Consider the following 13,213-nt stretch of genomic DNA (forward strand, 5'->3'; position numbering starts at 1 on the left):
TCCGCGGCGCTGCGACCGAAAGCCCGGTCACAGCGCCGCGGACGGTCAGGCCTTGGTGGCGATCGCGATCAGGTACTCCCAATCGCAGGCGAGCGTGCCGTCGCTTGCGTGGTTCGACGCGTTCGCCAGCGCGATGACGTCGGCTCGGAAGGCACGCCGGCCGTCCTCGTCGAGCCGCTCGGCCGCCTTGTACGTCGGGCCGTAGTACGTCAGGAAGAAGTCGGCGAAGTGCTCTGCCGACGCGAACCGCTGCGTCACCTTCGCAACGGTCGTCTCGATCGAGCTGACCCGGTCGCCGAACAGCTCCCGCAGTACCTCCTCAGTCCCCCAGCGGGTTGGCGGCAGCGCACCAGGCGGCGGTGCCGCGTGCCGACCGACCGTCTTGAGCAGCTGCCCGATGAACCCGGTCGGCGTCCAGCTCGCCAGCCCGATCCGCCCGCCTGGCTCGGCGACGCGGACGAGCTCGTCCGCAGCCCGCTGGTGGTCGGCCGTGAACATCACGCCGATGGCCGACACCACGTAGTCGAACGAGTTGTCCGCGAACGGCAGGTTCTCCGCGTCCGCCTCACGGAAGTCGACCGTGAGTCCTTCGGCCTTGGCACGCTGCTCGGCCGTGGCAACCAGCTCCGGCACGTAGTCGATGCCGCTGACGACCGCGAAGTGGCGAGCCGCGGCGATCGCGACATGCCCGGTCCCGGTGGCGACGTCCAGCACGGTCGCACCGGGCCGCGGATCGACCGCGGCGGCCAGTGCCTCCGCGACCGGCACGGTCACCCAGGCGATCTTGCCGTAGTCGCCGCTCCCCCAGGTGGCGCGTTGTTTCGCCTTGATCTCTTCGAATGTTGCGGTGGTGGTCATGATGATTCCCCTTCTTTGTGGACACGCCGACCGTCGTCAGGTCGTGCGTGATGAATAGCCGTGCTGATAGCTGAATGGCGCAACGGCCTTAGTGAGCTGCGAGCCGATCGGCCGGCAGCGGGTACGGCGAGATGATGTCCAGGTACGGCGTCGGATCGCCGGACCAGTCGTAGGCACGGATCGCCGAGGCACTACGCCGGCCGGTGATCGTGCGGAACAAATCGTGGCGCCCGGCCGTCAAGCTGACCGCGGGTTCGCCGGCGCCGAGCACCCAGTCCTTGTGCCCGTCCGACAACCGCAACGACGGCAGGCCGCGTTCGGCGATGCGGGCGTGCAGCCAGTCCCGGTACGCCGCGAAGCCGAAGTGCGTGATCGGTGAGGTCCCGTCGGGCTCGAGTCCGAGCGCTTCCCGAAGATCCGCGAGATGGACGGCGAGGTCACCGACAGGTGCCGAGAGCAACCATGGCGGACCGGTCGGCCCCTCGCCGCGGCGCATCAACGTCACCAGCCTGCCGCCGTACTCGTCGAACTCCCGAAGCACCGACTCGATCGGCCGATCCGCGCGAGTGGACACCTGACCGGCCGTCCATACGTCGCGCTGCTCGGCAAGTCCCGGATCACGCCAGGCATCCAGGGCGTCGGCGAAGTACGACCCGCGCAGGGTGTCCTCGGCGATCCCGGCCAGGTGTGCGATCAGGTCACGCACCGTCCACTCCGGACAGGCCGGGACCTGCAGCTCAAGCCGCGACTCGTCGAGATCCATCGCCAGTACCTGCCGCCGACCGTCGTCGTACGCCCAGGCAGCGTTCCAGCGAGCGATGCGTTCCCGGGTGTTGACCCGCGACGGGCGGACCCGCTTGGTGAAGGTGTCCAGGAACTCCTGGCTGGCAACGGGATCCGAGGCGAGTCCGGAGAAGGTCGCGGCAGCCCGGCCCCGAGCGAAGGCGGCCAGGGCGAAGGACCACTCGTAGTACTCAGCAGCCCGCTGGTCACGCCACTCCTGGTAGCCGTCCAGGTCACCGCCGGCGGCCAACGTCGTACCGATGTACCAGGCCTGCTCGATCGCGTCGCCGATCCCCTGTGCCGTCACCGGATGCTTGAAGTGGCCGGCGTCGCCCAGCAAGGCCCAGCCCGGTCCGTTCGCCGTCCGGTAGTGGCCGCGCAGCATCGTCTCCGGGACCACCACGATCGGCGAAATCCGCTCCGCACCGTCCAGCAGACGTGCGTTCAGCACGGCCGGGAACTGGTGAAGTGCGGCGAGATAGCGTTCCTCGCGCACTGCGGCCGATCCCCGCGTGATCTCCGGCGTACCGGTCACGGACAACAGGTGGACCCCGTCCTCGCACGGCACCGACATCAACGCCGACTGCTCGTGGACGTCGATGTGGCACCAGTCCGACGGCGGCAACCCGCGCCAGTACGCCAGCAGGAACGCCATCTCACCGCGTCGCTCCTCGGTCGCCGGCACACCAAGCCGCCGCGCCACCGTCGACACCCGCCCGTCCGCGCCGAACACCCAGGTGGACTCGATCCGCTCTCCGGTTTCGAGTACGACGCCCTGCACCGGATCCGACCCGATCAGCCCGGCCACCTCCACGCCGGCCCGGAACTCGACGCCGGCCGCCTTGGCCACCTCGACCAACGCCGCGTCGAGCGTGATCCGCCGAACGCAGGTCGCCCGGTCGTAGCCACCGATCGGTGTGAACCCACCGGCCACGTCGTGACCTAGAACCCGCCAACTGAAGTTGACCATCCGCAGCTCGTGCGAGGCCTTGAGCTCAGCCAGCGCGCCCAACTCGTCCAGGCGCTGAAGCGTGTCCGGGAACATCACGTGCGTGGAGACGGTGTCGCTGGGGAACGGGTCCCGGTCCAGCAGGAGGACCCGCCAACCGGCCCGTGCCAGCAGGGTCGCGAGGGTCGACCCCGCGCAGCGTGCGCCGACCACGACCGCGTCATATCGCTCGGTCATCGCACACCCACCTTCACCCGGGCAGAGATCTCACTATCTGTTGCCGTCACACCGACCGCAAGGAGCAGCGGTACGGCGAGCGCGACCCCAACGACCGTCCAGCCGCCGAGCGCGAGCCCCGCCCCGCCCAGTACGGCGCCGACGAGATAGCCGGCCTGCATGGACGCGGCGCGCACGCTCATCGCCTGCAACGGTCCGACACCGGCCAGATCGAGCCCGGCCGCGCTACCGGCCATCATGCGAACCCCGGCGCAGAAGGCGGTCACCGCCCACATCAGCACGGAGAACCCGAACGACGGACGGACCGCGCCCAGGACCAGTGCAGCCAGGGCCAGGGCCGAACCGGCGACGAGCACCATGGGCCGAGCCGCGCGGGCCACCCAACGCCGGGCTACGAAGGTGGCGACGACATACGCGATCGCTCCACCACCCAGCGCGACGCCGGTCGCCGCGGGCGACGCTCCATGGGCATCGGTGAGGAGGCCGCCGACCCACACGAGCACCCCGGACCAGCCGCCGTACGCCAGTAGCTCTCCGGAGGCCCAACGGCCCACGCCAGATCTGCGCAGTACGGAGGTCGGCGCGGGTTCAGGCAGGCCGCGCTTGCGGCGGGAGACTGCGTGCAGTGTCACCAGGCTCGCTGTGAGTGGTACGAGCCAAGCGAGTCGCCAGCTGTGACCGCCGAGGAAGCCGATCACCGGCATACCGGCGATCCAGGCGCTCGGTGCGCCGACCATCGCCCACGACAGCAGCGTGGCGCGCTCGCCCTCCGGCGCCCAACTGCCGGCTGCCGCCAGCCCGCCTGCCAGGACCAGGGACACGCCCGCCCCGAGGACGATCTGTGCCGCGGCCAGCGCGGCGAAGGACGGTGCGATCACACTCGCTGAGACCGCGACGGTCAGCAGACCGAGCCCGAGCTCGAGCAGTCCGCGCAGCTCCCAGCGCCGGCGACTCATCACCAGGCCGACCGCGACGAGTGCGGCAACTACGCCGGACATCGCCCGGAGCTGGCCCGCCGTGGCGGGTGAGACACCGAAGTCGGTCGCGACCTCGGACAGGATCGGCGTGAGCACCAGCAGGCTCGACTGCGCCGCGAACAGGCACCCGAACAGCCTCGCGCTATCCATTGCTGAAGATTGCTTCATGCCAGCCACGATGACCGCGCGATGTTGAAGCTCTGTGGAACCGGTGTTGAAGTCAGCGCCCCCAGGCCTTCAACGCGGCCGCTCGCCGCCACGCCAGCCGGTACGTCGTGAAGATCTCGACCGCACGCTGATACGCGTCATCCACACCGGTCACCGCACCGCGCGCCAACTCGACGACACCGCCCAGACCGCGCCAGTCCTCGCCCGCGGCCAGAATCTCATCGCAGCGCTGGAGTTCAACCGCTGCTTCCGTGAGATCGCCGCTCTCCGCCAGAACCTGTGCGAGCTCGGCCCGGGCCGCGAGCTCGGTCGGCACCTGCGGGCCTTCGACGCCGATCGTCACCGCCCGTCGTAACGCCGTAACAGCACCGTCCTGGTCGCCGAGGAGCCGACGGACTCCACCAAGCCAGCGTGCGTTCAGTGCGGCGTCGTGGAAGTCGCCCGCGTCCTCGTCCCGGTGAAGCGCCGTAGCCCAGTCCCGCTCGGCCCGTTCCCAATCGCCGTCCAGGAAGGTCAGCATCCGCCGGCTGACGGCATCGGCAGGCAACGGGTCGGCCACTCGATGTGCCTCGTCCAGATCACCCATCGCCGCCAGCGCCAGCGCGAGTTGGTCGACGATCGTGTCGTGCGGGTGCTCGAAGGTCTCGAACCGCGCCTGCGCCAGTCCACGCCGGCACCACGCCCGGCCGGCGACCGGATCCAGCAGGTACTCCGTCGCAGACAACGCAGCGCCGCTCACCGAGGTCCAGCCGAGGTACGGATCGGCCAGTTCGTGCGCGGTCGCCCACATCGCTTCCCGGATCTTCACCGCATCGTGCAGCTGCCCGCGGTTGAACTCGTACCAGGCCCGTCCCCACGAAGCCATCACGGACAGATCGCGCCGGCCGAGGTCCGTGGCCAACGCTTCCGCCCGTCGCGCGGCATCCCCGAGAACCTCGGTGCGTACGCCGTACATCGCGGCCTGCGTCATCCCGCGGTGGAGGTGGAACCGGTCTCCGCTCAGTCGTTCCGCGGCGGCGAGATGATCGATCGCCCTGGGAATGTCCATCACCGAGTGGTTCGTGCACAGGGCACCGCCGAGCCGGCTGTGGACCGTCGCGGCTGCGGCGTCGTCACCGGTGTACAGCTCCAGTGCCGTCTCCAACAGCTCGATCGCCCGCCGGTCACCGATGCTCGACTTGAGTCGCAGAATCGCTGTCTGCACCGCCGCGGCAGCCCTCCGGTCGGGCGTCGCACCGGCCTGGTCGAGAACGTCGACGGCGGCTTCGGCGTGGGCGACAGCCTCATGCCAGGCATAGACCCGGGCTGCCTCGTCCGCCGCCTGCAAGCTGAGGTCCGCGGCCTGCTCCGGATCCGCCGCCGGGCCGGCCGCCCGCAGATGCACCGCAGCCGCCGCGACGGTTGCTCCCGGCAACTGCATGGCCTCGGCGGCACGAACATGCAGCCGCTGCCGCCGGGTCTGCGGGATGTCGCCGTACACCGCCTCGCGCATCAGGTCGTGCGGGAAGCTGTACGTCGCCTTCCACGAACTCCCCGCCTCCACCAGGAACCCGGCGCCCACCGCCTGATCCAGCGCGTCGATCAACGGATCCTCGGCCAGGTCGACCAACTGCGCGAGCAACCCGAACTCCGCCTCCCGGCCCAGTACGGCGGCGCACCGCACAACCTGCTGTGCATCAGCCGGCAAGGCTTGCAGCCGATGCCGCAATACGTCGCGCACTCCGGAAGGGACCACGAACTGGCCATCGCGGGTCTTGAGGTCGCGCATCACCTCATTGGCATAGAACGGGTTCCCGCCGGTACTGCGCCACAACTCCCGCACGAAGTCAGCCGGCTGATCGCCGACCAGCGTGCCCAGGTCGCTTTCGCTCAAGGGCTGTAGCACCAGTCTGTCAGCGCCTGGGAGATCACCGAGCAACGCCAGCAAGGCCGGATGTCTTGTGCCCGGCGGATCGCGGAAGCAGACGATCACCAGGACGCGTTCGGGCAGCTGACGCAGGACGGCCCGTACCAGCTCCGCACTGGCGTGGTCGATGCGCTCGGCATCTTCCAGAACGAGTACGGCAGGCGCCATCTGTGCGAGCAGTCCGACGAACCGGCTCCCCATCACCTCGGGAGCGGAGGCAACGATCTCACCGATCTCCGCGCTCGCCGAGAACGCCGAAACGACCGGCTGATAAGGGATCTCGGCCTGGTCGCAGCGCCCGACCAGGAACCGGGGCTCATCCGCGGCCGCGCTGTGCGCGAACTCCGCGACGAGCCGGGTCTTGCCGACGCCCGCTTCGCCGGACACCAGCACCACCCGGGCCGCGCCGTCACGCACCTCCCGCCACAGCCCGCACAATCGATCGAGCTCACTCGACCGCCCGACCATTCGAGCCCGGCGCACACTGCTGAACAATGCGTCCGGCGGAGCCTTCACCTGACGCGGCGTGGCCGCCTGCGCACCAGGAAGCAGCAGGGCCGGATCGCCCCGCAGGATCGCAGTCTCAAGTGCCGCCAGTGCCGGACCAGGGTCGAGCCCGAGCTCATCAGCCAGGCGTTCTCTCGCAGAGGCGTACGCCGCGAGTGCATCAGCCTGCCGCCCAGCGCGGTAGAGCGCGAGCATCAACTGACCGTGGAAGCGCTCGCGAAACGGGTGGTCCACCACCAACCGCTCCAGCTCGGAGATGACGTCGTACCGACCCAACGCGAGATCCGCGCAGATCCGCGCCTCCAGGGCATCGAGGCGGAGACCTTCCAGCCGCGCGGTCTCGGCCTCGGCGAACAGCGGATGGCCAAGATCCTGCAGGACTGGTCCACGCCAGAGCTCGAGCGCGTCCCGCAGCAGTTGCGCGGCCCGCTCCGGATCGGCCAGCCCGACGGCTTCCTGACCCAGCCCGGCGAGCCGCTCGAAACGGTAGGCGTCGACCTGCTCCGGATCGACCGCCAGGCTGTACCCGGACCGCCGGGTGACCAGCGCCTCAGCCGCGCCGACGGAGGCGAGATGCCGACGCAGATGCGACACATGAGTGCGCAGCGTGACCTCGGCGCCGGCGGGCGGTTCATTCCCCCACAGCGCCTCGGTCAGCCGCCCGGCGGACACGGACTGGTTCAGGTGGATCAGCAGCATCGCCAGCAGCCCACGCTGCTTCGGACCACCGAACTCGAGCCGCCGGTGATCGAGCGTGACCTCGAGATCACCGAGGATCCCGAACCGCGGTGCGCTGCCCCCTGACGTCACATAGGCAAGGTACGGCTACCGCGGCCAGCCTGGGTAGAAGTAGCCCGGACCCCAGAAGGGCGGGGCGTCGTAGTAGCCGTAGACCTCTTCGAGGTAATGGCGTTCGGGTACGACGTCCGGGTCGTACACCGGACCACCGGCGACCCGGTCGCGATCGGTCGAGATGTGGACGCTCTCGTCGTCGACGCGGGTGATGGCGTCGACCGGGATCAGCCGCTTCTTCTCGCCGAGCCCGAGGAAACCGCCCGAGCCGACCTCCATGAACCGGACCCGCTGCTCGTCCTCGTCGATGAGCAGTCCGTCGACCTTGCCGACCTCATCACCGTTGAGATCCAGCACGGTGCGACCACGCAGGTCGTCGGCGGGGTCGGCCAGTGTCAGGCCGACGTCGTCCAGTCGGACCAGAGTGTGAGTGAGCTCGTTCATCGGTCCTCCCTTCACAGGTTGCGCACAGTGCAGCCGGCCGGTGACACCGTGTGCGAGCGGAATTCATCGACCGGCCACACCGCTCCGGTACCCAACGCAACCGCGGCCATGCCGACGGTGTGTACGCGGCCTCCGGGAGGCGCCGTCAGAGAACGGGTGCCCCGCGCAACCAACCGAACCGGGCATTCGTAGCATGGACGCCAGAGTTCCGGACCGGACCGCAAGTCATCGAGCCCGGCCTCTACGGCGAGGGTTCTTGCAGCAACCTGATGATGTGGTGAAACTGGGCCGATGATGGAGGGGGACCCGACATGGTGACGACGATCGGCATTGTCGGGCCGTCGGACCTGGTCGCCTCCACCAGCCGTATCGTCTCGGCCCTGCGCGGTGTCGAGGTCGTCCCGCTGCGCTACCGGCGGGAGACCGACACTCCCAAGGTGATGGCCGAGGCGCCGCCGAGTGTCGACGCGTGGCTGTTCACCGGCGTGGTGCCGTACCAGATCGCCGCCGCACACGACCTCCTCGACCGCCCGGCCGCACACGTGGAGTACACCGGCGCGACGTTGATGCGGGCCCTCGTCCAGTTGCTCCGCGAAGGCCAGGACGTCACCTCGATGAGTATCGACGTACTGGACGAGGCGCAGGTCCACGAGACGCTGGAAGAGGTCGGGCTGCCGACGGGCGATGTCCGGGTGCTTCCGTACCGTCGCGGGCTGAGCGCCGACGACGTGATCGCATTCCATCACCAGGCCGGCGCGACGGTCGCGGTCACCTGTCTGCGGTCGGCGTACGAGAAGCTCCGGACCGAGCAGACCACCGTCCGGTTGGCTCCGTCGGTGCACTCGGTCCGTGCCGCGGTGAACAGTTTGCTGCTCGTTCATGACGCTTTGCGCAGTGACGATGCGCAGATCGCCCTCGGTCTGGTCGAGATCGCCGCCGACGGTGAGCAGGCGCTGCGGCGCGAGGCCGGCTCGCTCGGCGGCAGCGTCCTGCGGTACGACGACAAGCGGTATCTGATCATCGCGACCCGCGGACCGCTCGAGCAGGCGACCGCTTCGTTCACCGAACTCGGGATGCTGAGCAGGCTCAAGGAGCAGTTCGGGCCGGTACGGATCGGGTTCGGGATCGGCGGCTCGGGGACCGAGACGGAGGCGCTCGCCCGGCGCGCGCTCGGCCGGGCGAAGACCGCCGGGCGGACCGCGGCCGTGGTCTCGCTGCGCAACGACATCGATCTGGTCCTGGTCGGCGGAGCGGCGCCGCGCGCCCAGCAGCGCTCGAAACTGCAGGTGCTCGCGCAGCGCGCCGGGTTGTCGAAGGCGACGCTGGAGCGGCTGCAGGAACTCGTGCGCGCGACTCCGGAAGGGCTCACCACCCGCTCGGTCGCCGACCACCTCGGCATCCAGCCGCGGACCGCCCGCCGCGTCCTGAACCGGCTGGAGCGGGCCGGTCTGGCCGACGCCACCGGCACCCAGATCGGCACCGGCAGCGGCCGGCCGCTGGTCGTGTACCGCGTCCACCTCTGACGCTTTTCCACACCCCTTCTGCTGATCTGTTGACGTCCCGATTCGGCCGCGCGTACGCTGCCGGGTAATTTCAGCCATGACCGTAAAACGGGCCACGGCGTCCCGGGAGGCCTTGTGGACAAGCGATGTGCGCGGAACCTGATCGGCGTGCTCGTCATTTGTGCAGCGCTCGTGAGCGTTTCGGCCACCCCCAGCACCGCCACCTCCAGCACGGCTACCTCCAGCACGGCCGCCGTGGGCGCGGTGACCGTGGACAATCTCGGTCCGGCCTCGGCCGTCACCTCGACCAGCGTCGCCGAGCAGGTCGGCGACCGGATCTGGACCGTGACGTCCGGCGTCTCCCCGATCCAGGTCGGCGCGTTCGATCCGGTCACCCGCACCGTCGACCGCAAGATCACCCTGCCGACCGGCGCCGGGGCCTGGGCAATGGCCCACCTCGGCACCGATCTGTACGTCGGCCTCTACACCCCCGGCGACGTCTATCGGATCGACACCACCACCGGCACCGCGACCCAGGTGGCCCGCTTCGGGTCGTTCATCTGGTCGATCGCCGCCACCCCCGACGGCAAGATCGTCGCCGGCACCTACCCGGACGGCGCCGTCCACGAGTACGACCCGGCGACCGGCGCCACGAAGACGTACGGCGCGGCCGTCCCCGGCGAGCAGTACGTGCGCAGCATCGCCGCCGACGCGACCACCATCTACGCCGGTGTAGGCACCAAAGCCCACCTGATCGCCATCGACCGCGCCACCGGTTCGCGACGGGACGTGCTGCCGGCCGCCTACGCCGACCGCACCTTCGTCGCCACCCTCAGCTTGTCCGGGACGACTCTCGCCGCGGGCCTCTCCCCCACCGGGACGATGCTCGTGTTCAACACCGCCGACCTGAGCACTCCGGTCGAGGTGCAGACACCCGGCGGCGATCAGTACGTCACCGCCATCACGATCGACGCACCGACCGGCGACGTCTACCTCGGCACCCGCCCGTCCGGCACCCTCTACCGGTACGCCGGCTCCACGCTCGAACGACTCGGTTCGCCGTACGACGGGGCGTACTTCAACCGCATCTTCGTCGACGGTTCGACCATTCGGGCCGAGCTGACCAGCCAGGTCGTCGAGTTCGACCAGACCAGCGGCACCTTCACGGGCACCGATCTCGGCACGGCCGGTCTGCCACCGGCGCCGGAGCAAGCCATGGGCATCGCCGCCACCTCGACCTCGGTGCTCGTCAGCGGCAAGGCCGGCATCCAGGTGCACGACCTCAAGACCGGCACGAACACGCGCACCTTCCTGCCCGGCGAGGCCAAGACCCTGACCCCGGTCGGTTCCGATGTCTACCTCGGTGTCTACACGCTCGCGCGACTGTGGTCGATGAAACCGGACGGCACCGGCCTGCACGAGCTTGGCCGGATCGGCAACGAGCAGACCCGCCCGACCGATGATGCGTACGACGCCCGATCGCGGACCTGGCTGATCTCCACCGAGCCCGACTACGGCAAGTACGACGGCACGCTGACCGAGCAACACCTGGACACCGGCGAGCTCGAGGTGCACCGCGGCGTCGTACCGCAGCAGTCCGTCCGATCGGTCGCCACCCAGGACGGTGTCGCGTACCTGGGTGGTGCGACCCGGAACAGCCTCGGCACGGATCCGATTTTGCCCGAGGCAACGGTCGTCGCCTTCGACCTGCATCGCAACCGCACCCTCTGGGAGGTCGCACCGCTGGCCGGCGCGCAGTCGTACAGCGACGTCCTGGTCTATCGCGGCCGGCTCTACGCGACGACGGACGACGGGCGGCTCGTCGTACTCGATCCGCGCACCGGAAAGGTGCTCTCGACCGTGGTGATCGGCACTGGTCAGAGCCGGCTCACGATTGCCCGCGCTGGGCTGTTCGGGACGGACAGCAAGCGGGTCTTCCAGGTCGTGCCGAGCCTGTCCGGACCGCCCGCGGTGACCACGGTGGTCGACGGCCTGGCCACCCAGATCTACGGCTATCCGCTGATCACGACGTCGCACACCGGCGACGCCCTCTACACGATCAAGGGCCGTGACCTGGTCCGGATCGGCAATCTCCCCCGCGAGCAGTGAGGCCCTTCCGATGATCTCTCGCCGTACTGTCCTGACCGGTGCCCTCCTCACGGGCGCGGCTACCGCCCTGCCGATCTCCGGAACGCGAGCAGCCGTCCAGGCTGACCTCATCGACGGGTCGACGCTGCCGAGGTTCGGAGCGGCCTGCCTGACCGCGGCGGTGGTGGCGATGGCGGTGCACAACGGGCATGCGTACGTGATCACCCGCGGCATCGTGCCGCCCAAGCTGGTCGAGATCGACCTCACCACCCGGCAGGTCACCAGGACGATCGATCTGCCGATCGGTGAAGGTGGCTGGGGCATCACCGTTGCTGCCGGCAAGATCTACGTCGGGCTGTATCCGGTCGCCGACGTTTACTGCTTCGACCCGGTGAGCGCCCAGCTGACCCGGGTCGGCAGCCTGGCCGGCGCCGGTGGTTTCGTCTGGGACATGACGACCGCGCCGGACGGTCAGGTCTTCGCGGTCAGCTACCCGAACGGCACGGTCTGGCAGATCGACCCCGCCACCAACGCCCTCACCCGACTCGGCACGCCAGTGACGGGCGCGCAGTACGGAAGGTACGTCGGCGCCGCGGGGAACTTCGTCTACGCCGGGATCTACACACCGTCGCAGCTCGTCGGCTACGACCGGACAGCAAAGACCTTCAGTGATCTCACCCCGGCGGCCGTGCGTGGCCAGAACTTCGGCCCGTTCGCGGCCACGGCAGACCGGATCTACGCCGGCGCCTCCGGAGCGCTGGTGAGCATGGCACAGGACGGCAGCGACGTTCGCATTGTCCCGCTGCCGGACGGTGAGACAGGCGTCGACGCGATCGCGGTCAGTCCGGACGGCACGGCGTACCTGACGACCCGTCGCTCTGGCACGGTGTGGTCCTGCGGCCCGACTGACACCACGCTCACCGCAGTCGCTACGCCGGCGCCGGCCGATGAGCATCGCCGGCTCTTGTTGCTCGATGCGACCACGCTGCTCGGCTCCACCGGATCCGGTGTTCTGTGGTGGCTCGACCTCGAGACCGGGTCCTTCGAGCTGCTTGATCTCGTTGACGCCGGCTTCACCCCCGCGCCTGACAAGCCCCAGTCGATCGAGCTCGGGAACCCGCATCTGTACGTCGGCGGCCACTGGGTCGTCACCGAACACGCGATCGGCACCGGCGCCACCCGCCGCATCCGCGTGCCCGGCGAGGCCAAGACCCTGACCTGGGTGGAGGACGGGTTGTACTCCGCGATCTACCCGAGCACCGAGGTGGTGCGCATCAATCCGCGGACCAAGGAAGTGCACAGCTTCGGGACCATCGGCCATGACCAGATCCGGCCTTGGCAGGCGGCGTACGACGAGAAGACGCAACTGCTCGTGATCGCCTCCGCGCCAGGGACCGGGAAGCTCACCGGCGCCCTGACTCTCCTCGACACCAAGACCGGCGCGCTCGACGTGTACTACGGCGTTCTGCCTGATCAGAGCGTCATGTCGGTTTCGATCGTGGACGGTATCGCGTACCTCGGCGGCGACGTCGTCGGCGGTGGCGGTATCACCCCGACCCGCTCGGCGGCCGCGATCGGTGCGTTCGACCTTGGCCGGCGGAAGCTGCTCTGGACGGTCGATCCGCTCGCGGGTGAACGTTCGATCCAGAGCGTCGCGGTCAAGGACGGCATCCTGTACGGCGTCCTCAAGCGGACCAGCGGTGGTTGGTTCACGTACAACCTCACGACACGCGCGGTCGTCCGCGGGACGAACAAGCTCTCCGGCTATGGAGAGATCTATTCGGACTACACCGGCGTCTATTGTGAAACCAACTTCGGCGGGAACCTGTATCAGCTCGGCCCTGGTCTCACCGAGGCGAAACTACTGGTGAACAAGCTCGGCGACGGGTGGTACACGGTGCCACAACTGTCGCCGGTCCGCGGCGGAGCACCGCACAGCGTGTGGGGCCTCGCCGACCGCGATCTCGTCCAGCTACCGTTGCCGTGAGCAACTTCAACTGAG

At 69.2% G+C, this 13,213-nt stretch carries 8 protein-coding genes; 3 read left to right on the forward strand and 5 right to left on the reverse strand.

Annotation, left to right across the window (positions count from 1 at the left end):
- Positions 1-45 precede the first annotated feature (45 nt).
- From EV652_RS12525 to EV652_RS12545, 5 genes are all read right to left on the reverse strand, one after another.
- Positions 46-858, reverse strand: coding sequence for a class I SAM-dependent methyltransferase (locus EV652_RS12525; protein ID WP_132209268.1), 813 nt, complete (start codon positions 856-858; stop codon positions 46-48).
- Between the two features lie 88 nt (positions 859-946).
- Positions 947-2,827 carry an FAD-dependent monooxygenase gene (locus EV652_RS12530; protein WP_132209269.1) on the reverse strand — a complete coding sequence of 627 codons (1,881 nt, stop codon included), beginning with the start codon at positions 2,825-2,827 and terminating at the stop codon, positions 947-949.
- Positions 2,824-3,954: an MFS transporter gene (locus EV652_RS12535; RefSeq protein WP_158441150.1), complete on the reverse strand. Its 1,131-nt coding sequence runs from the start codon at positions 3,952-3,954 to the stop codon at positions 2,824-2,826. The genes EV652_RS12530 and EV652_RS12535 overlap by 4 nt, the downstream gene beginning before the upstream one ends.
- Before the next feature lie 70 nt (positions 3,955-4,024).
- Positions 4,025-7,195, reverse strand: coding sequence for an ATP-binding protein (locus EV652_RS12540; protein WP_132209271.1), 3,171 nt, complete (start codon positions 7,193-7,195; stop codon positions 4,025-4,027).
- A 15-nt stretch (positions 7,196-7,210) separates the two neighbouring features.
- Positions 7,211-7,621 (reverse strand): PRC-barrel domain-containing protein, encoded by a 411-nt coding sequence (locus EV652_RS12545; protein WP_132209272.1) that lies wholly within the window; start codon positions 7,619-7,621, stop codon positions 7,211-7,213.
- A gap of 311 nt (positions 7,622-7,932) precedes the next feature.
- On the opposite strand from EV652_RS12545, the gene EV652_RS12550 reads away from it, so the two are divergent.
- The 3 genes from EV652_RS12550 (at position 7,933) to EV652_RS12560 (ending at position 13,198) form a co-directional block, all read left to right on the forward strand.
- The gene (locus EV652_RS12550) at positions 7,933-9,144 is read left to right on the forward strand and encodes a helix-turn-helix domain-containing protein (protein WP_132209273.1); all 1,212 of its coding nucleotides are present in this window, start codon (positions 7,933-7,935) and stop codon (positions 9,142-9,144) included.
- A gap of 114 nt (positions 9,145-9,258) precedes the next feature.
- Positions 9,259-11,232 carry an outer membrane protein assembly factor BamB family protein gene (locus tag EV652_RS12555; protein ID WP_132209274.1) on the forward strand — a complete coding sequence of 658 codons (1,974 nt, stop codon included), beginning with the start codon at positions 9,259-9,261 and terminating at the stop codon, positions 11,230-11,232.
- Between the two features lie 10 nt (positions 11,233-11,242).
- The gene (locus tag EV652_RS12560) at positions 11,243-13,198 is read left to right on the forward strand and encodes an NHL repeat-containing protein (protein WP_132209275.1); all 1,956 of its coding nucleotides are present in this window, start codon (positions 11,243-11,245) and stop codon (positions 13,196-13,198) included.
- The last annotated feature ends 15 nt before the right edge of the window (positions 13,199-13,213 follow it).

Source organism: Kribbella steppae, assembly GCF_004342025.1.
GTDB lineage: Bacteria > Actinomycetota > Actinomycetes > Propionibacteriales > Kribbellaceae > Kribbella > Kribbella steppae.